Annotated in this window: 19 protein-coding genes and 1 tRNA gene; 2 read left to right on the top strand and 18 right to left on the bottom strand. The window is 61.8% G+C overall.

What is annotated here, in order from left to right; genetic code table 11:
* Window positions 1-9: 9 nt before the first annotated feature.
* The 4 genes from BJI67_RS04940 to BJI67_RS04925 form a co-directional block, all read right to left on the bottom strand.
* Entirely contained in the window at window positions 10-1,284 is a 1,275-nt protein-coding gene (locus tag BJI67_RS04940) for an acetoin utilization protein AcuC (RefSeq protein WP_070072097.1), read from the bottom strand.
* Window positions 1,281-3,821, bottom strand: coding sequence for a nitric oxide reductase activation protein NorD (locus BJI67_RS04935; RefSeq protein WP_070072096.1), 2,541 nt, complete (start codon window positions 3,819-3,821; stop codon window positions 1,281-1,283). Before BJI67_RS04935 ends, BJI67_RS04940 begins: the two co-directional genes overlap by 4 nt.
* A 1-nt stretch (window position 3,822) precedes the next feature.
* Window positions 3,823-4,674 carry a CbbQ/NirQ/NorQ/GpvN family protein gene (locus BJI67_RS04930; protein ID WP_070072095.1) on the bottom strand — a complete coding sequence of 284 codons (852 nt, stop codon included), beginning with the start codon at window positions 4,672-4,674 and terminating at the stop codon, window positions 3,823-3,825.
* Between the two features lie 95 nt (window positions 4,675-4,769).
* A complete protein-coding gene (locus BJI67_RS04925) occupies window positions 4,770-5,177 on the bottom strand; it encodes a hypothetical protein (protein WP_070072094.1) in 408 nt (135 codons plus the stop codon).
* A gap of 117 nt (window positions 5,178-5,294) precedes the next feature.
* On the opposite strand from BJI67_RS04925, the gene BJI67_RS04920 reads away from it, so the two are divergent.
* Entirely contained in the window at window positions 5,295-5,612 is a 318-nt protein-coding gene (locus BJI67_RS04920) for a hypothetical protein (RefSeq protein ID WP_070072093.1), read from the top strand.
* Between the two features lie 42 nt (window positions 5,613-5,654).
* Here BJI67_RS04920 and BJI67_RS04915 read toward each other — a convergent pair whose 3' ends face one another.
* The 14 genes from BJI67_RS04915 to rnr form a co-directional block, all read right to left on the bottom strand.
* Complete coding sequence (locus BJI67_RS04915) at window positions 5,655-6,044, bottom strand: hypothetical protein (RefSeq protein ID WP_070072092.1); 390 nt, start codon at window positions 6,042-6,044, stop codon at window positions 5,655-5,657.
* A 22-nt stretch (window positions 6,045-6,066) separates the two neighbouring features.
* Complete coding sequence (locus tag BJI67_RS04910; protein ID WP_070072091.1) at window positions 6,067-7,086, bottom strand: lipoate--protein ligase family protein; 1,020 nt, start codon at window positions 7,084-7,086, stop codon at window positions 6,067-6,069.
* A 15-nt stretch (window positions 7,087-7,101) separates the two neighbouring features.
* Window positions 7,102-7,533, bottom strand: coding sequence for a hypothetical protein (locus tag BJI67_RS04905; RefSeq protein ID WP_070072090.1), 432 nt, complete (start codon window positions 7,531-7,533; stop codon window positions 7,102-7,104).
* Between the two features lie 102 nt (window positions 7,534-7,635).
* Window positions 7,636-8,571 carry a hypothetical protein gene (locus BJI67_RS04900; protein ID WP_156782030.1) on the bottom strand — a complete coding sequence of 312 codons (936 nt, stop codon included), beginning with the start codon at window positions 8,569-8,571 and terminating at the stop codon, window positions 7,636-7,638.
* 121 nt (window positions 8,572-8,692) lie between these two features.
* Window positions 8,693-10,036, bottom strand: coding sequence for an OmpP1/FadL family transporter (locus BJI67_RS04895; RefSeq protein ID WP_070072088.1), 1,344 nt, complete (start codon window positions 10,034-10,036; stop codon window positions 8,693-8,695).
* Between the two features lie 303 nt (window positions 10,037-10,339).
* Window positions 10,340-11,431 (bottom strand): alanine racemase, encoded by a 1,092-nt coding sequence (alr, locus tag BJI67_RS04890; RefSeq protein WP_070072087.1) that lies wholly within the window; start codon window positions 11,429-11,431, stop codon window positions 10,340-10,342.
* Window positions 11,428-12,828: a replicative DNA helicase gene (gene dnaB, locus BJI67_RS04885; protein ID WP_070072086.1), complete on the bottom strand. Its 1,401-nt coding sequence runs from the start codon at window positions 12,826-12,828 to the stop codon at window positions 11,428-11,430. The genes alr and dnaB overlap by 4 nt, the downstream gene beginning before the upstream one ends.
* 139 nt (window positions 12,829-12,967) lie before the next feature.
* The gene (rplI, locus tag BJI67_RS04880; protein ID WP_070072085.1) at window positions 12,968-13,423 is read right to left on the bottom strand and encodes a 50S ribosomal protein L9; all 456 of its coding nucleotides are present in this window, start codon (window positions 13,421-13,423) and stop codon (window positions 12,968-12,970) included.
* Between the two features lie 40 nt (window positions 13,424-13,463).
* The gene (locus tag BJI67_RS04875) at window positions 13,464-14,369 is read right to left on the bottom strand and encodes a hypothetical protein (protein ID WP_070072084.1); all 906 of its coding nucleotides are present in this window, start codon (window positions 14,367-14,369) and stop codon (window positions 13,464-13,466) included.
* Between the two features lie 36 nt (window positions 14,370-14,405).
* Window positions 14,406-14,630, bottom strand: coding sequence for a 30S ribosomal protein S18 (gene rpsR / locus BJI67_RS04870; protein ID WP_070072083.1), 225 nt, complete (start codon window positions 14,628-14,630; stop codon window positions 14,406-14,408).
* A 41-nt stretch (window positions 14,631-14,671) separates the two neighbouring features.
* Window positions 14,672-15,079, bottom strand: coding sequence for a 30S ribosomal protein S6 (gene rpsF, locus BJI67_RS04865; RefSeq protein WP_070073958.1), 408 nt, complete (start codon window positions 15,077-15,079; stop codon window positions 14,672-14,674).
* Between the two features lie 158 nt (window positions 15,080-15,237).
* Entirely contained in the window at window positions 15,238-16,731 is a 1,494-nt protein-coding gene (locus tag BJI67_RS04860; RefSeq protein WP_070072082.1) for a GGDEF domain-containing protein, read from the bottom strand.
* Between the two features lie 60 nt (window positions 16,732-16,791).
* Window positions 16,792-17,550 carry a 23S rRNA (guanosine(2251)-2'-O)-methyltransferase RlmB gene (gene rlmB / locus BJI67_RS04855; RefSeq protein WP_070072081.1) on the bottom strand — a complete coding sequence of 253 codons (759 nt, stop codon included), beginning with the start codon at window positions 17,548-17,550 and terminating at the stop codon, window positions 16,792-16,794.
* On the bottom strand, window positions 17,547-19,808 hold the full coding sequence (gene rnr / locus BJI67_RS04850) for a ribonuclease R (RefSeq protein WP_083250645.1): 2,262 nt from the start codon (window positions 19,806-19,808) through the stop codon (window positions 17,547-17,549). Before rnr ends, rlmB begins: the two co-directional genes overlap by 4 nt.
* A 138-nt stretch (window positions 19,809-19,946) precedes the next feature.
* On the opposite strand from rnr, the gene BJI67_RS04845 reads away from it, so the two are divergent.
* Window positions 19,947-20,033, top strand: a tRNA-Leu gene (locus BJI67_RS04845).
* Window positions 20,034-20,079: the final 46 nt, after the last annotated feature.

Raw genomic sequence — 20,079 nt, 5'->3', positions numbered from 1 at the left:
ATTCGTCGGTCACGGCAGTTCAGGGCTCCTCGGCGTAATGGTTGAGGCCGCCGCGGCGGGGCGCGACGCGGCCTGGCGAAACAGGGGGTGGCTGTCCAGCAGCCGGTCGACCCGTTGTACCACCTCCGCGCGCAGCGGCCCGTGCTGCGGGCGGTCGAAACGGCGGCTCAGCAGTTCATGATAGGGCGTGCCGAAACGTTCGACCTGTTCTTCCTCGTCGTCGTCGTCGTCGTCCGGATCCTCGGCGCCCCAGCGCACCTCCGCCAGCAGGGCCTGCCCGTCCGGCGGGATCTCGGCCGGCAGCGTACGCCCGCTGAGCAGCGCCCAGAGGCCGGTCCAGCAGCGCGCCAGCACCAGGGGATGATAGCCGCCTCCGCCGATCACCAGCAGACGCGGCGTGCCGTTCGCGTGTCTTGGCGCGTCGTCCCGGATCTGCGCGACGACATCGACAAAGGCCTGGGTCGAGAGCCGGAACTTGCCCAGTGGGTCGGGCATGATCGGGTCGGTGCCCGCCTGCAGCACCACCGCATCCGGACGCACCGCGTCCATCACCGCGGGCCACACGCGGGCGAAGGCATGGCGGTATTCGTCGTCGTGAGTACCCGGGGGCAGCGGCAGGTTGACGGCGTTGCCCCCACTGACGTCCTCTATACCCCCGCCGGCGAAGGGATAGGCCTTCTCGGTGTCCATGTGCAGCGACAGGGTGAAAGCCTCGGGATCGTCGCGCAGGGCATGCTCCACGCCGTCGCCGTGGTGCGCGTCGATGTCCACGTAGAGCACGCGCAGGCCGGCGCGGCGCAGCCGCATGACCGCGAGCGCCGCATCGTTGAAGAAACAGAATCCCTGCGCACGGTCGGGCATCGCATGGTGCATGCCGCCCGCGGGACTGAAGGCCACCCGCCCGGCCAGCAGCTGCTCGGCGCCCTGGATGCTGCCGCCGGTGGCGGTCGCCGGGGTGGCGAAGAAGTCCTGGAAGTACGGATTCTCGAGATTGCCGATGTTGTGTCGCTGCCGGTAACGGTCGGTGACCTTGCCCAGCGCCTCGCAGCGCTGCATGGCGCTCACGTAGTCGCGGGTGTGGAACCATTCCAGCTCGGCCGGCAGTGCGCGGCGCGATTCCAGGTACTCGGCCTCGTTCAGCGCACCGTAGCTGCGGATGAGATCGAGGGTCAGCGACACGCGCGGGATGTCCAGCGGATGGTTGTTGCCGTAGCTGTGGCGGCGGTAGCGCGCGGCGGCGATGAGTACCGCGCGCGGCGAACCGGCATCGGCTCCGGCGGTCACCGGCGCAGCCTCAGGTAGATCTCGGGCAGCCGTGCGGGCAGGTCGTCGACGCTGTCGACCAGCGTGAAGTGCCCGGGCCCGAAGATGGCCGGCAGATATTCCCCGCCGCTCGGGTCGAGGGTGATGCAGAAGGGGTGTACGCCGGCATCGCGCGCCTCCTTCATCGCCATGCGCGTGTCGTCCTGCAGATAGCGCGCATCGCCGCCATCGTCGTAATCCGCCGGGCGACCGTCGGTGAGCAGCAGCAGCAGGCGGTGATGGGCATCGACCTCGGCGAAACGCTTGATCGAGTGTCGGATAGCCGCCCCCATGCGGCTGGCGAGGCGTCCGGACAGCGCGGCCAGGCGCGCATTCAGCTCATGGTCGCGCGGCTCCGCGAAGTCCTTGATCACGTAGTAGTTGACGTTGTCGTGATGTTTGGAGGCGAAGCCGCAGATCGCGTACGGATCGCCGAGGCTGGTGATCGCCTCGGAAAACAGGATCAACCCGGAACGGATGCGGTCCACGACCTTGCCGTGCCCGCCGGGATGGCGTGCCATGATCGAGGTGGACAGGTCGGCGAGCAACAGCACGGCCGTGTCGCGGTGCTGTACCGCACGCCGGCGGTAGATCAGGCCTTCCGGCGACAGGCCGGCCCGCTTCTCGACCACGTAGGCCACCGTTGCCTCCATGTCGAGTTCGTCGCCCTCCGGCTGCCGCCGCAGTGGCGCGGGCCGGCTGGGCCGCTGCATTTCCAGGGCGGCGCGCATTCGCTTGAGCACCCCCGCGTGGTCCTCCAGGATGCGTGCCGCGCGGTTCGACTCGGTCTCGGTCAGGCGCGCCTCGTGGACCTTGGCCCACTCGTTGAGATAACGCTGCTCGCGGTAGTCCCATTCATGGTAGGGAATGCCGCCCGGCGGCGTCTCCAGCGTCGCGCCGCGGCCACGGATGTTCTTGGCCGGCATGGGAATGCCCGAACCGATGCGCCCGCCGCTGCCGGAGGTGTTCTCGCGCGGCAGGTTGATGTCCGCGTCGGGGTCGTCCTGACGCTGCCCCGGCGCCTGTTGCGGCTGATCCTCGCGCTGACGCTCGCGCGTGGCCTTGTTTTCGGCATAGGCGTCGGCATGCGGTGCATCGTGCAGCTCGTCGTAGCGTGGGCGCGGATAGACAGCCGGCCCGGTATTCAGGCCGTGCGCCGGCGGGTAGGACCGGTCGCGCTCGCCGGCCGCCAGTTCGGGGAAGTCCGCATCGGCGAACAGCTCCCGGGCTACGGCAAAGGCGTCGCTGAGACGCGCCTGCGGCAAGGTGAGCGAGGCGAGGCGCGCATCCAGCCCCTGCCCGGCGATCAGGGCCCGCAACTGGGCGCAGGCGAAGGCGTGGAAATGCCCGGGGGCACCTTCGGGTGTCTCGGCCCGATCGAGCAGGCGGCCGAGTCGACTGAGGAAACCGGGCACCAGGGCACCCAGGCGGCTGTCCACCCGAATGTCCTCGCACAGGTCGAACAGAGCCTGAAAACGGAACATGCGCTCGCCGTACGCGGCGAATAGGGGACGCCAGGTCATGCGCTGGTCGTCGTCCAGCGGCGGGGGCTGGGAACCGGCCACCTCGAACAAGGTCTCTATCTCGGCCTGGGCGTAGGTGTCGAAACGCAGGTGCGCCGCCGTGTGCAGAGCGGCGACGATGACCTCGTCGCGGTCTTCCATCACCGCGGGCATCAGCAGCGAGCGCCCGTCGCAGAGCATCATCGGCTGCCCCTTGCCCGGGCGCCAGTCGCTGTCCGCCAGCGGAATCAGTTCGTCGAACCAGGCGAGCAGGAGGAGCTGCAGGAACTTGGCATGCTGACGCGGGCGGTAGCCGGGCAGCTCGTCAAGCAGGTAGCGCACGCCCTCTTCGGTGGCCAGCTGGAAATAGGCCTCGCCGCGCGCACGGCCGGACTGCATCAGATCGGCGCCACGGCGCGCCCAGGGCTCGAGCCCCGGCGTGCCGACGACCTTGCGCGCGATCAGCGCGCCCGGCAGATAGGTCTCCAGGGTCAACCGGCGCGCTTCGTACAGGGCATCGGCCGGCGCCATCAACGCCTCGATCCCGGCCAGACCCTCGCCATCCGCGAGGTTTTCGTAGTCGGCCTCGAAATAGGTGCGCCCGTCCTCCACGCTGCGCGTGCACCAACGCATGCCGATGTCGTACCAGCCGCGCTCGCCGGCCTCGCCCCAGGCCGCATAGACCTGCCCCGCCTGGGCCAGGAATCCGTCCAGCGCCGCCCAGGAATTCACCCACTGGCGGAAGGACTGCGCCTGATCGGTCCAGCGCCGCACGTCCGACCACAGCGCGACCAGATCGGGCGTCCTGCGCATGAAGGCCTTGCCCGCCTCGCGGTCGTGGAAGAACAGATCGCGCGCGGCCTCGAGCCAGTACAGCCGGGTCGGCGCATCGACGCCTTCCAGCGTCGGCAGTGCCGCCCGCGCATCGCGCTGGGCCACGAAGCTGATGTCCTCCAGGTGCTGCAGGACCTCCTCGCAGCGGACCAGCGTTTCCGCTTCGTCGGATGCCGAACTCATCTCAGGCTTCGGCGCCGAGATGCGCCTCGAAGATTTCCTCCAGCGCCTCGATCAGCGCGGGATCGTCGGTGATCGGCGCGATCATGGCGGCCCGGGCCGCGACGCGCGGCGACAGTCCGCCAGCGATCAGTTCGGCGACGTAGCAGAGGGCGCGGGTGGAGGTCGCCTCCTCCAGGCCGTGCTCCTTAAGCGCCCGCGCACGACGGCCGGCAGCGACCAGACGCTCGATCAGCGCGGTATCCTGGCAGCCCGATTCGCCGGCGACGATGCGACGCTCGAGCTCCTCGCCCGGATAATCGAAGCCGATGCCGACGAAGCGCTGCTTGGTCGAGGGCTTGAGATCCTTCAGCGCGGTCTGATAGCCCGGGTTGTAGGAGATCACCAGCATGAAATCGTCGTGCGCCTCGATGAAGCGGCTCTTCTTGTCGAGCGGAAGCTGGCGGCGGTGGTCGGTCAGGGGATGGATGACCACGGTGGTATCGGTACGCGCCTCGACGATTTCGTCGAGGTAGGCGATGGCGCCTTCCTTCACCGCGCGCGTCAGCGGCCCGTCCTGCCAGACGGTTTCATCGCCCTGCAGCAGGAAACGTCCGACGAGATCGGAGCTGGTCAGATCCTCGTGGCAGGCCACCGTGACCAACGGCCGTCGCAGGCTGTGCGCCATGTGCTCCAGAAAGCGTGTCTTGCCGCAGCCGGTGGGGCCCTTGAGCATGACCGGCAGACGACGTGAGTACGCCGCGCGGAAGATCTCGACCTCGTCGGCCTGCGGCAGATAAAACGGCGCCCGGGTGGCCACCGGCTGCTGAATCACGTCGCGTTCGACACCGCGCTCGTGCTTGACCCTGTTATCCATGATCTTTCCTCATGCGCTGGCCTGCGCCTGTCGGCGCACGCTCGAATGGATGCGGTCGGAGTTCGACGCCCCGACCTGGCTGATGATGCACTCGATCAGGAGAGGCGTCCCTCCTGGGTGCAGCGGGTGTACAGGTACAGGTAAACGTGCCTCGCGGTACGCACGGCCATGCGCTCCGGCCTAGCCGGCAAGGCATCGGCCCTGTCCATGTCTAGGCAATTGCGGTAGTACACGAGTTCCCGAACATTGTCGCGGACCGCATTCAGGCTCGGGTCGCCCTTGACGAAGGCGCGAAAGACCTCGAGCGGATCGTCTGTCTCCGGCACGGGCTTGCCAGCGTGATGGGCATAGGCCGTCAGCAGATCCTTGATGCAATGTGTCGCCTGAATCAGCACCGCCTCCAAATTGCTCTCGGCGCCTTCCCGGGCAATGTCGCTTTCCAGTGCGCGTATCCTGACGTCTATCGCTGACAGGCGTTCGGCGAGTTGTGCGTTTCTATCCATGCGAGGTTTAATCGTGTTGGCGGACAGGGGTGAATATTTCACCGCACGTGGTATTATTTCACGTTTATATCATAACCTACTAATATGCTAGGCAATACCCTAACAACGGGAGTCACCATGAAACTGGTCAAACTCGTCAAGCTCAACAATCTGCAGTACAACGCGAACCGCGACCCGAATGTTTATCGCCGCCCCGTCAATCAGGAGTTCCGCCTGCAGGCATTGCTCGGCGGCCAGGGCAGCGCGAAGTGCAGTTTCACGGTCGACGGCGAGAGCAAGTGCGACGCCACGGTGAATCTGCCGGGCACCTTCGAGTGCAAATTCAGCTACAAGACCCCCGGCTCCTACGTGGGCAAGCTGTCCATCGAAGGCAACGGCGAGACCTATTCCCAGGACATCCGCGTCGACGTGGTCGAGCACGCCTGGATCGGCTGACACGCGCGTGCGCGGCTGCCGCACCGGCGGCCGCGCACCGACTTACCCGCCCCAATCGTACTGCCGGAAGAACTCCGGTAGCCGCTCGATCATTTCATCCTTGTCGAAGAACCGGTCCGCACGGGCCAGGCGCATTTCGTCCCGAATATCCTCTTCGCCGCCGAAGCAGAAAACCGGGATATTGATCTGGTACTGCTGACGCAGGATGCGAATCACGTCGAGCGGATCAAAGGCCTCGAATTCGTCCAGATCCAACAGCAGGAAACGGTGCAGCAGGATCTCGTGCCACTCGCCGAGCTGTTCGAGATCGGCCACCGCCACACAGGTCCAGGTCTCCGGGGTAACGGCATCCAGGCGACGCTTGGTCTCCTCATCCGCAGTCATCGCGATGTATTTGCGCTCAAGACGAGCAGCTATGGTCGGTTGGCTCATGGACAGTTCCGTTTATGTAGTGTTATGCCGCACTCGGCAACGTCGCACACAGGGCATCGATACGCTGCGCAAGCGTCCGCACGGCGGACTCAGCCAGATCGTGCGACGCCGCGCGGTCGAACAGCAGACTGCCATCCCATGGCATATCCAGGCAATCCTGCAGCAGCAGGTCAGCCTCGGGATCGGCGCAGGCGGCACGACGCAGACGCCCTGACTGCCACAGCAGGCGCAGCCAAGGCGCAGCGGCATCTTCCAGCAGATAGGTCTCGCGGTTGATCTTGATGCCACCACGCACCAGACGCCGACCGCCCAATTCCAGCGGCTCGCGCAATTCGCATTCCGCTTCGAACATCGCTGCACGCTGTAGTTTGTCGGGTGAAGACGCATCGACATCCCAGCGTGCCGCACAGCTTGCACGCAACGCATCGACCAGGGCAGGAGTACTCTCGGCCTGCCCCAGGGAGGACAGATCGGTCATGCCGGCGGCCAATGCATCGCGCAGCCACTCGCTGAAGCCCTGGCTCGGGCTATGCACGCAGGCGGCAAAGCTGTCGGCTGCGAAACGTTCCAAGAGGCTCGCACCGAACACCATCGTGTGGCCGATCGTTGCAGCGCCGCTACCCAACAACTTGCGTCCGCCACACCAGAGATCCTGCCCACCTATGCGCATCGTCTGTAGACCTATCTGCGCGAATGCCGCGGCCAGCAACGCCAGGCATTCGTCGAACAGATCCGCATGGGTGCGTGGCGCAGCATGCCGCGGCCAGAGGAAAAACACACACAACTGGTCACGATCCACCCAGACCGTACCGCCGCCCAGAGCACGCTGAACGACCGGGATACCCCGCATGCGGCAGTAGCCCAGGTCCAGTTCGGCGTCGGCATACTGGCTGGCACCGAGTGCGATATGGCCGCGATCAGCGCGCGCTATGACTAGCCAGAGAGGATCATCGGCGCTCAGCGACGCCGCCAGACCCGCGTAACAGGCATGCAAGGCATAAGGCGTCAGCCAGCCCGCATCGTGGTAATTGAGCCGAAGCAATCCCGGGGCCTGGAATCAGGTGTCGCCGGCAGGATCCGCGGCTTCATCGGGAGACTGCTCGCCACCCTGTTTCTTCGGGCGATAGAATTCATCGAAATAGAAATCGCGCTGACGCAGATCCTGATAGAGCAATGCACGCTCCTCGACGCCGCGCTGCATGATGCGCGACAGTGCCAGCGCCTGCTCGCCATCCACGATATGCATCTGCCCCACCAGATCTTGATCTGGATCGAGAAAATGAGACTGGAATTCGTCCGGGTAGTCGCAATAGAGCAAAAAAGACTCGCATTTCTCATCGAGCGGATCGAGCGGCTGCATCACGATCTTGCCAAGCCAAGCGAGCCGCGCCATCTGATTGAACTGATGGATGTCGAATTTCTTGCCCTTTTTGTATTTGTTCAACTCGTTGCGAATTTCGCCCAGATTGCTGATCTTGATCGACTTCATAGCGAGCTCCGAAATTGTTCGGAGGATCATTCTGGACGATAGACCAGACAAAGAAAACCCCGGACTTGCCGGGGTTTGAAAGCTTAATGCGAAGGCATGACTCTAGAATAACGGCTCACTGTAAGTGGTCCCAGTCGCCTTGGCTAATGCACGATGGAGCGCGGCCGGCGCCGACATCAAGGTCATAAACGAGTGATCGCCCATCATCGACAGATCAGGGAAGAACACCGCCATCCTGAAGCGCATATTTAATGCCTCGACATTCGATCCTTTCACCAGAATCTGATAAGGCAAATAAGCCGTTCCCTTGAGCTTATGGAAATCGACGACCGACATCTGATAGGCATCGTTGACGTTTTTATTGTCCTTGTCGTCCATAGCGACGCCGATAACCGTCTGATCGGTCCCGGGAATATTCAACTCATACAAGTAATGCAGACCATTGACACCCTTGGTCAGCAGGGATTTGACCTTGGCAACTGCCTGCGCATGCGAGCCAAAGCTGTTGAGTTGGTAGGGTTCGTTGAAATATTCCATGCCGAAGGTGTAGTGATAATGCTCAAGTGCATCTGCAGTCAGGCCTTTTGCGCCGAAGGACTGTTGATCACCCAGCGCCTTGGCAAGTTCGGCCTTCACCGGTGCCAGATCAGCCTTCATGCGGTAAGCGTATTGCACGTACACCGGATTGACGTAGGCCACCTGAACCTGATCATTCGTCTGGGTCACGGCAACCCGCATCACGGCGCCGTATCCGCCACGCGGAGTTTTCGCCGCGTCGGCCAGTAGCGTCGGGTTGGTCACGATAAAAATCGTCGCGGCCTGATAGGGATGGAAAGTGCTTAAGTCCGGATTGTATGTGCCCACGATCTTGAAACCCGCTTGGGTCAATGCCGCCTGAACCTTTTCCACCTGTGTGTGAAAATCGCCGTTACCTGCCGTGGCAAGAATAAACGGCTTGTAATTTTCCGCAGCATTCGCACTGAATGTAACTGCAGATAAAAATGCCACTGCAAATAAACTCCGCAACAGATTTCCCATAAAGGACATTTTATCCTCCATCTATATTTTAGTTATTGGCAAAGCCGGTACTTTGCTCTGGTATAAAAAAGGGCCACGTTTCCATGGCCCTTGAAAATACAGCTCAGAGAAACAGGAAACCTCAGAACTTGTAGCCGATATTGAACGATACCGCCTGCTCGGAAAGGGAAACTTTCTGACCCTTGCTCGGATCGGTCATGCTGGCAGTCATCGGTGCGGTATAGGATTTCTGCGGCGCAATCATGTATGCACCGCCAATCGTCCAGCGCTTGTTCAGATCATAGGTGAAACCCGCCGTGTAATGGGTTTCTACGACCGCTGGCAGAATGAGGTTGTAGGCTACCGCGTTGCTGTCGATCGGCGATTTGGCGTAGTTGTAACCTGCACGCACCTGGAATTTCGGGGTGACGTAATAATTAGCAGCCACAGCCACTACCGTTTGACTCTTCCATTTCGGTGTGAAGCCTGTGAAATCCATCGGACCGGTGATGCTTAGATTGTTCATCACATCCTTCCAGTCGATCCATTTCACCTGCGCGCTCACCGCCAACGTACTCGTGGGGTTCATCGTGACACCGAGGGAGGCTGTCTGCGGCGTCTTCATCGTCAGCGTGTATTTGCCGCCAGGGAACGCGTAACCGGCAGGTGCGAACGGGCTGGCACCACCAGGTACTGTGATATCTCCGGGAGCCAAGTTGTAATTGAGCTTGTAAGTCTGGGAGCTCGTATATTCAGCACCCACCGTCCACATCGGATTGATCTTGTACAGTAGGCCAACAGTTGCACCTAGGCCGAAGGCACTGGCCGATCGGGTCATGTTGATGCTGTACGGGCCGTAGGCCGTTCCACCAGCAGGAGAAGGTGCGGCCGCAAAACCATAGGACTGCAGGAACGAGGCCGACATGTAGCCGATATCGAGCGCCACACCCAGGCTCAACTGATCGTTGACCTTCCAGGCCAGCGCCGGAGCCATCTGCCACAACGCAATATTGCTGAAACCATTAAATGACGCATCTTGCCCGGGCGGTACCTGACTCTGAGGCATCACGCCATTGGCCGTGTAGGGATAGTCAACGCCCATGCCGGAGGTGCCGTACATGCCGCCACCGAAATAGACATTGGAACCGCTGGAGGTCGGGGCGGACCAGCCCAGTGCAGGCACGCCGTACATGTTGCTGTCGCTGGAAATTTTCTGCCCGCCGGTCGCGGTGAAGTTCACGTCACGCTTGGGCAGGAAGGCTTCCATGCTGAAATCGGTCTGCGGACGAACTTCCGTCATGCCGGCCGGGTTGGAAATTGCAGTCATGGCAGAACCCGGATCGGATACGACGGCTCCGGCCATACCCATCTGATAAGCGCCAATACCGATCAAATTGTAACCATTGGTAGCATGTGCGGCGCCGGCAAATCCCAGCGCGGCAGCAATCGAACTGGCAATCAAAGAATGCTTCAAATTGAGTTTCATCGAATCCTCCGGGTTCTGTGTATACTCAAAACCATAATTATTAGTTTTGTCTAATATTCTGATTAGCCCTGCATTTGTTTGCGAGACAAGACTAAACCTTGTCGCAAAAATGTCAAACAGCATCCTCTAATATTCTGGCGTTTGTAAAACCACCTGCATTTATGTAATTAATACTTCCCTTCGAAGTGTTTATAGATGTCGCTGTTTTTAGAGGTCGAACGCCCCTTCTCCACAGAACGTAGCCTTGAATATTCTGGAAATAAACAGCCAGGAGGGGGATTTCTAAGATAATTATCGCGGGAATTAAATGTAAACTCTGCGCGCCTTCGAACCCGCCGCACAAAGCAGTTCATAGCTGATGGTCTGGGCGCCTTGCGCGACAACCTCAACCGCTGGATTACCGCCCCAGAAAACAGCCTTATCACCTGGTTTGCAATCCACCGCGCCAAGGTCGACCGCCAGCATGTCCATAGACACACGCCCAATTACGGTGCAAACCTGACCAGCAACGGAAACCGGTGTACCACTGGGGGCATGCCGCGGATACCCATCGCCATACCCAATAGCCAAAATACCAACACGTGTATCGTGGTCGCAGGTGTAGACGCCGCCATAACCGATCGGCTCGCCGGCACGACAAATGCGAATCGCGATCAGCGGTGCCTGCAGCGTCATCACCGGTTTCAAGTCCAGCTCCATAGCCGTCGTCCCCAATAACGGAGAAGCGCCGTACAACATGATGCCGGGGCGAACCCAATCGGCATGCGCGTCGGCTCTGGTGAGGATACCAGCCGAGTTGCACAGGCTGCGCTCGCCTTGCAGTCCGTCCGTGGCCGCGCGAAATCGAGCGACCTGGCGATCCGTAACCGCCTGTGCCGCCGGATCGTCTGCGCAGGCAAAATGGGTCACATAGCGCAGCCCAGGAGCGACGGCGGGCATACCTTGCAGCCGTGCGCTGAGGGCGGGGATTTCCTCGGGCTCGAAACCGATACGATGCATACCCGTGTCGACCTTGAGCCAGATCGTCAGTGGTGCGGCGCCAGCAGCGTATCGCTCAAGACGCTCTACCTGCCCGGGTTCGTGTACGACAAGATCCAGTCCTGCGGCATGCGCAGCCGCCAGTTCATCGTCGTTCTTACAGCCCTGCATCACCACGACGCGCCCACCCAGACCGGCCTCGCGCAGCGCCAGTCCTTCCGGGACGCAAGCCACTCCCAGACCGTCGGCCTCATTCGACAGAACGCGCGACACGGCGATCAGGCCGTGACCGTAGGCATCGGCCTTGACCATGGCGAGAATGCGACTCCGCGGTGCCAGCGTGCGCACGCGGCCGACATTGTGCCGCAGGGCATCGAGGTCAATCATGGCCTCGGCAGCGCGCGGTAAAAAGCTCATCCGAAGCCTCCGTCGCCTCCGTAGACGTCGGATATATGGTTTTCAAACCGGGTGTACTGACCGAGGAAGGTCAGACGTACCATGCCGATGGGGCCATTACGCTGCTTGGCGATGATGATCTCGGCCGTACCCTTGTCGGGACTATCCTCGTTGTACACCTCGTCGCGGTAGATGAAGGCGATGAGATCGGCGTCCTGCTCGATAGCCCCGGATTCGCGCAGATCGGACATCACCGGACGTTTGTTGGGGCGCTGCTCAAGACTGCGATTGAGCTGCGACAATGCAATCACGGGTACCCCCAGCTCTTTTGCCAAGGCCTTTAGGGAGCGTGAAATTTCCGATATCTCGGTCGCCCTGTTCTCGCGCGTGCCCGGCACCTGCATCAGCTGGAGGTAATCGATCACGATCAGACCCAGCCCATGTTCGCGCTTGAGCCGGCGCGCACGTGCGCGCAGCTCGGTCGGGGTCAGCGCCGGGGTATCGTCGATGTACATAGGCACGTCCGTCAGCATCTGCACGGCACTGGTGAGACGCGGCCAATCCTGCTCGTCCAGCCGACCGGTACGCAGTCGATGCTGATCGATGCGCCCGAGCGAAGACAGCATACGCATGGTCAGCTGCTCGCCGGGCATTTCCATGCTGAAGATGGCGACCGGGGTGCTGTGTTTGACGGCAGCATACTCCGCTATGTTCATGGCGAAGCTCGTCTTGCCCATCGAGGGACGACCGGCGACGATCACAAGATCGCCGGCCTGCAGACCTGAGGTACGCTCGTCGATCTCGTCGTAGCCTGTGGCGACGCCGGTAACTGCATCCTGGCGCTCATGCAGCATCTCGATGCGTTCCAAGGCCGGTCGCAACAGTTGCTTGACGCTGGAGAACCCCTCCCGACCGCGCACGCCTTTCTCGGCGATTTCGAAAACCGCCTTTTCCGCTTCGTCCAGCAGCGCCTTGGAATCTCGTCCCTCGGGATTGAAGGCACTGTCTGCCACTCGCGTTCCGACACTGATCAGCTGGCGCAGAATTGAGCGCTCGCGCACGATGTCGGCATACGTGCGGATATTGGCCGCACTCGGCGTATCGCGGGCCAGAACGCCCAGATAGGCCAGCCCGCCAGCCTGTTCCAGTTCGCCGGTACGTTCGAGCGCCTCGGAAAGCGTGACGACGTCTATCGGGTGGTTTTGTGCGGCCAGCTTCTCGACGGCGCGGAAGATCAGGCGATGGTCGAAGCGATAAAAATCCGCTTCGTTGATGCGATCTGCTACCTGATCCCAGGTCGCATTGTCGAGCATGAGTCCACCGATGACAGCCTGTTCGGCTTCGATGGAATGCGGTGGTATGCGCAACGCATCGGTGGCGTTACGTTCACCTAGAGGCTTCGGGATCACTTCGGCCATGTTTTCATACGACGGTTATCCTGACCGGCAGGGCGTAATGAGGTGTACGCGCCATCGTACCGCGAAACCTGAACTCGCGAAGATAACCGAAGTACGGAAGACGCCATGAGCGTCCTCCGCCTTCGACCGAATCAGGTAATCAGGCGGCGGTTTCGCCGTTGACGACGACCTTGATGGTCGCGTCGACGTCGGAATGCAGATGCACTTCCACATCGTACTCTCCGACATGGCGCAGCGCGCCTTCGGGGAGCCGCACTTCCTTGCGCTCGACCTCGACACCCGCCGCAGTCACCGCATCAGCGATGTCCTGGGTACCGATCGAGCCGAACAACTTGCCCTCGGCGCCGGCCAATGCGGTCAACGTAACGACCATGCCGTCCAGTTTGGCGCTGCGAGCTTCGGCTGCGGCCAGTGCTTCGGCAGCAACCTTTTCCAATTCGGCACGACGCGCCTCGAATTCGGCGATATTCGCCGGCGTCGCATACTTGGCCTTGCCCGTCGGAATCAGGTAGTTACGGGCATACCCCGGCCTGACCTTGACCTTCTCGCCGAGACCACCCAGGTTCTCCACCTTGTCCAGCAGAATGATTTCCATGATAGCTACCCTAATGATTCAACAAAAAAGCTTCACCAAATCATGCGCCGCGGCCAAACCGCCCGCGCAAGTCCGTGAAACTGTCGGCGACGCCGACTGCAGCCAGCAAGCTGCCCATCTGCGGCGGCGCCAAAACCAATAACACATACATCCCCACGAGCCAGCCCACACTGATCCCCGTCTGCCTGACCACACCATGTATCAGGCCGATGGCCTGAAGCAGGAACGGGGTCAGTACCACCATGGCCAGTTCGATCAGCATGTCATTTTGCATCAGCAGCACCAACGCCACCAGCAATACAGCAACGCCAGCCAGCCAATAACTCAGTCGCCAGCTCGTATACTCGTCCCGAAAACCGCCCGGGTTGTATAACTGCGCCTGCCAAGCACGCGCCAGCATCAGACTCAGCGCAACACTCAGCACGAACGACATGGCGAAAACGCCAGTAGCGTAATGCGCCGCACGCTCAATCGCCGCGGAAACCTCCATCGGCGACATTCCTGCACGTTGCAGCAGCCCGCTCACGGAACGCTGCAACACATCCAGCCACTTCTCGGTGATATCGGGCACCCAAAGGTGGACACCGATCACCCCGGCTACCGCAAACAGCGTGAGCCCGGTCATCACATTGCGCCACGAAGCGGTTTGCCGTAATACCAAGGCAACCACGATTGTCGGCAACCACTGGATGGCCGCATACAGCAACCCAGCTACTGCCGCGGAGGGAGTGCCTGTGGCCAGACCGGCCAAGACTGCCAGGACCAAGGCACTCCAACCTGCGACGATCAGCCCTTGATTCAGGCCATGGCGTAGTACCACCAAGGCCACAGCGGCCGCGCTCAACAGGGCTATCGGCGGGAACAACACACCGCCTACCGCGGTTAGCACGACCACCGCGACGGCCTGCGCCGGTCCCGACATCACAAAGGCGGCAAGACGGCGCATCAGCTCCGCACGAACTTCGGCAGACGGCCTATCGGATCAGTGCTGATCCGAATACGGCAGCAGCGCCAGATAGCGTGCGCGCTTCACGGCCTGTGCCAACTGGCGCTGGTAGCGCGCGCTGGTGCCGGTCACGCGGCTAGGTACAATCTTACCGGTCTCGGTGATATAGCCCTTGAGCATGTTCAGATCTTTGTAATCGATCCGTGCAATACCCTCGGCGGTGAAACGGCAGTAACGGCGACGACGGAAAAAACGCGACATGATGCTGTACCTCGATCGAATGGAGTGCGGTGTGACTGGAATCAGGCGGCGGAATCGTCGCCGTCGCGTGAATCGTCACTATCGGAATCACTTTCCCGCGACGCACGGGTGTCGCCGGAATCACCTTCGTCCTTGGACTTGGCAAGCGGCGACGCCTCGGTGATCGCCTGATTTTCGCGGATCACCAGCTTGCGCAGCACCGCATCGTTGAAGCGGAAGGCGGTCTCGATTTCGGCCAGCGCGGCATCCGTGCATTCGATATTCATGAGCACGTAGTGCGCCTTGTGCACCTTGTTGATCGGGTACGCTAGCTGACGGCGCCCCCAATCTTCGAGGCGATGGATCGTACCACCGTCGCCCTCGATCATCCCGCGGTAGCGCTCGATCATGGCAGGTACCTGCTCGCTCTGGTCGGGATGGACCAGAAAAACCACTTCATAGTGACGCATGGACATACTAACCCCTTATGGATTGGCAGCCTCCCGCAACAGTGCGGCGGTGAGGCAAGGAGGCGCTGGGAATATCGGCGCATAAAAAGGCGGTAATTCTACGAGGACTAGCCCCCAACCGCAAGGCTTCTGCGCAAAAAACACGACCTCAGAGTCGATCAACCCCGCAAGGCGTTACGCCCAGCCTGCTTGGCCGCATAAAGGGCTTCGTCGGCTCTCTGCATCAGTGCAGCTGATGTATCCGCTTCACCCTCCCAGGTAGCGATGCCAAAAGAAGCACTTAACGAAACCCGCTCACCCTTGAAATGAGTCGGCGCCTCACACAATCCTCGTCGCACACGATCCACCACCTCGCGCGCAGTCTCCGCAGAAGCCCCGGGAAACAGGAACAAGAATTCCTCCCCACCCCAGCGCCCCACCACGTCTGATCGGCGCAGCTGCACACTCAGCAACCGGGCGATAATCTGCAACGCACGGTCGCCGCTGGCATGACCGTAGCGATCGTTGATCTGCTTGAAATGATCGACATCCACCAAGGCGATCGAGAAATCCCCGCCCGATCGTCTTACGCGCGCGACCTCCTCCTCCAAGCGCTCGTCGATTGCGCGGCGATTGGGCAGTGCCGTCAGGCTGTCGACACGGGCTTCCGAATATGTCTGTTCGAGTCTGCGGCTCAACTGGTCACGCTCGACCTCCAACACCTTAAGCCGCTCAGTCAACTTCGCCGCATCCACATCTGACTGATGCAGCATGTCGTCCCCCAATCCACGCAGGGTCAACAGGTCGTCGGTCAGATTGTGCAATCGCGCATCGATCGCCGCACGCAGGCTATCGAAATCGGTAGCCACCTGGCTTTCCGTCATCAGATCACGCACCGAGGATTCGATCTGGCGATTGACCTCCCCAGCTTGTCGCAGTAAATCGCGCCGCCGATCGTTTCCTTCCCCGAATGTGCGCTCCAACACATCCAGGCGATCGATCAGATCGGCGAGAAAACACCGGATTTCGTTACGTTCCTGCTCAACGCATTGAAACCCGCGTCCTAGCAGTCCCGCCAATTTATCCGCATCCACCGTGCGATCACCGGCGGCAAACTGGCTGCGCTGCTCTTCGCGCTCCGTATCGAGCTGTCGCGGCCAACCCTTGGCTTCGTAGATCGACACAGCCAGCGTTTCCAGGCTAGTACGCAACTGGCGCAGACGCTCGCCGACCTCGAGCTCCATCTGCTTCAGCGCACGCTCAATATCCTGCAGATCATGCAGTTCGCCAGGCAACGTGGAATGACTGTCGGTCAAGGCTTCCAGACTGACGACAGCGCGCACGAGACTTCCAATATCCCCGGTTTCGGCGGCAGCCGGGCCAGGTACTATGGGCAAGGTTTCGATCATGGAACTCAGGGATGCGGCATCGGCCTCGAAACGCCCCGCCTGCAAGGCATCGCCGAAGGATTTCAGCACCCCAGCGAGATCCGGGTGCGCGCCCGACAGGCGCAAAATCATATTGGCCAACAGCTGCATACCGACAGCGCGGTCGCGCTTCCATTCAGCCTCAGCAGCATCGAACTCCTGGACCAACTGTCGATAGCGCTCGCGATACCCGTCGTCATTCACGACTTCGCCGGACAGTCCGCCATTACCATCCCCGTTAGCCATACCTTAGCCCGTTCATGGTCATAGAATATCGCGCAACTATAGACTTTACATACTGCGGTATTACCGATTTGACTCAAACGCCTCTGCAAAGCGTGCCTGCCGCACCGCCTCGAACAGGCAGACCCCGGCCGCCACCGACACGTTGAGACTTTCCATCGCCAGTGCGAGGGGGATGCTCACCACGGCATCGCACGCCTCCCGGGTAAGCCGTCGCAGCCCATCTCCCTCTGCACCCAGTACGAAGGCGTGCGCTCCCGTCAGGTCCTGCGCATACAGACTGGTCGGCGCATCGGCAGCCGTCCCGACGACCCATACACCGAGCGACTTCAAGGCGGACAGGGTGCGTGCCAGATTCGCGACCGGGACGAAGGGCACGACATCGGCCGCGCCCGAGGCCGCCTTACGCGCGGCCGGCGTCAGCGACGCCGCGCGGTCGCGGGGTGCGATCACGGCCAGCGCACCAGCCGCAGCGGCAGTGCGCAGACAGGCCCCCAGGTTATGCGGGTCCGTCACTCCGTCGAGCACCAGCAGCATGGGCTCCGTCGCAGCCTCCACGCGCGCCAGCAATTCGCTCTCTGCCAACGGCGGCGGCGGATTGTAATCGGCCACTACGCCCTGGTGTCGGCCGTCTGGAACACGGCGATCCAAGGCCTTTTTCGAGGCGCACTGGACCGAAACTCCTACCTGCTCGGCCAGCTCGATCAAAGCACGCAGACGCCGATCGTCGCGCGCATCGTCCAGCCACAGGGTCTTGACCCGCTCGGGATCGTTGCGCAGAGCGGACTCGACGGCATTGATGCCGTGGAGCAACTCGCTCATCGACGACTCCTGCGCGACTTGCGCCGACGCTTGGGTCGCGGCGATTTATCCGGTTCCTCGTTGGTCTTTCGTTGCACTTCCTCCTCGGGCACGAAATCAATCTTGCGCTCGTCGAGATCCACCCGGGCGACCCGCACGTCCAGCCGGTCGCCGATGCGGTAGACACGCCCGCTGCGCTCACCGCGTAGGCATTGCCCCACCGGATCGAAGCGGTAGTAGTCGTTGCTCAGCGCGGTGACGTGGACCAGCCCTTCGACATAAACGTCGCGCAACTGCACGAACACACCGAAACCGGTGACCGTGCTGACCATGCCCTCGAAGACCTGACCGACCTTGTCGAGCATGAATTCGCACTTGAGCCAGTCGACGGCATCGCGCACCGCATCGTCGGCGCGGCGCTCGGCCATCGAGCAGTGCTCGCCCAGGCCGACCATATCGTTGCGGTTATAGGCGAAATCACCAGGCTTGCCGCCCTGCAGGACGTGGCGGATGGCGCGATGCACCAGAAGATCCGGGTAACGTCTGATCGGCGAAGTAAAATGGGCATAGGCCGGCAGCGCCAATCCGAAATGCCCTTCGTTGTCCGGGCTGTAGACCGCCTGCTGCAGGCTGCGCAGCAGCATGGTCTGGATCAGTTCCGCCTCCGGCCGGGCTGTGGCGAGTTTGAGCACCGCGGAGAAATCCTTGGGCTTGGGTGTCTCACCGCCACCGAGGTTCAACCCCAGCCCCGCCAGGAAGGCGCGCAGCTCGTCGATCCGGTCCGCCTTGGGGCCGCCGTGTATGCGATACAGCGCCGGCATCTTGTGCTTGGCCAGAAAACGCGCAGCCGCCACGTTGGCCAGGATCATGCACTCCTCGATCAGGCGATGGGCGTCGTTGCGCTGTACCGGCACGATACGCTCGATCTTGCGGCCCTCGCCGAACACGATGCGCGTTTCCTGGGTATCGAAATCGATCGCCCCGCGCCTGCGCCGCGCCTTTTCAAGTGCGCGGAACAGGGCATGCAGATTGTCCAGATGCTCGACCAGCCCGGCATGCGCCGCGCGAACCTTGGTGTCGCGCGCCACGACCATCGCAGCCACCTGGGTATAGGTCAGCCGCGCGGCAGAACGAATCACCGCCTCATAAAACCGGAAGTCCTTGAGCGCGCCTCCTTTCGAAACACGCATGTCGGCCACCATGGCAAGACGGTCGACCTTGGGATTCAGCGAACAAAGCCCGTTGGAGAGCATCTCGGGCAGCATCGGTATCACCTGCCCGGGGAAATAGACCGAGGTACCGCGGCAACGGCCTTCCTTGTCCAGAGCGCTGTCCGGCGCGACGTAGTGGCTCACGTCGGCAATCGCCACGACGAGTCGCCAACCGTCCTCGCCGTCCGGTTCGCAGTAGACCGCGTCGTCGAAGTCCTTGGCATCCTCGCCGTCTATGGTGACCAGCGGCGTTTCGCGTAAATCCTCGCGGTAGCGCTTGGCGCCCGACGCCACCCGGTCACCGAATCGCTGCGCTTCGTCCAGCACCGCCTCCGGCCACTCATGCGGCAATTCGTGGCTGCGGATCGCGATGTCGATCTCCATGCCGGGGTCCATGTGCTCGCCCAGGACCTCAACCACCCGCCCGATCGGCGGCGCATGCTTGGTCGGCTGTTCGACGATCGCGGCCAGCACGATCTGGCCCTGACGCGCCCCGGCGCGGTCGTCCGGGGGGATCATCACGTTGAGCGGGATTCGCTTGTTGTCGGGCACCACGAAGCCCATGCCGCGCTCCTCGCTGAAACGTCCGACGACCTGGCGGGTATTGCGTTCGAGCACCTCGACCACCGCACCCTCGGGCCGGCCACGGTGATCCAGCCCCATCACGCGGGCCACGGCACGGTCGCCATGGAACAAGCCACTCATCTGCCGCGGCGACAGGAACACATCGTCACCACCCTCGTCCGGCACCAGGAATCCGAAACCGTCAGGATGCGCGATGACACGACCGCGGATCAGCCCCTTTTCCGTCACCGGCAGAAAGGCCCCGACCCGGTTACGCACCAACTGGCCGTCACGCTGCATCGCGCGCAGGCGTCGATCCAACGCTTCCAGGTCGACCGGTTCGCTGAGCTGCAGAACAGCGCACAGATCGTCGAATCGCATCGGCCCCTCGCCCTCGGCCAACACCTGCAGGATCAGTTCGCGGCTGGGAATCGGGCGTTCGTATTTCGACGCCTCGCGATCCTGATAGGGGTCCTTCAAAGTCGTTTTTTTACGTTTACTCATAACCTTCCAATGTTAAATAGCGATCGCCCGCGCCCGACTTTCGCCCAGCGGGCGGGCATACGATGTCCGCATCATAATGGATTGACAATAAGAAAGGGGCGCTGTAGATTGCGCGCTCGTTTGCGGCAACGCTGCCATGCCGAGGTGGCGAAATTGGTAGACGCGCTAGCTTCAGGTGCTAGTGGGGGAAACCCCGTGGAGGTTCAAGTCCTCTCCTCGGCACCACGCCGCAAACCCATTCCAACCTTCTCATCTCCCCTGTAGCACCTTA

This window comes from Acidihalobacter aeolianus, assembly GCF_001753165.1.
Lineage (GTDB): Bacteria > Pseudomonadota > Gammaproteobacteria > DSM-5130 > Acidihalobacteraceae > Acidihalobacter > Acidihalobacter aeolianus.
The sequence above is the reverse complement of the archived record's forward strand: the minus strand, read 5'-3'. Positions and strand labels throughout refer to the sequence as shown.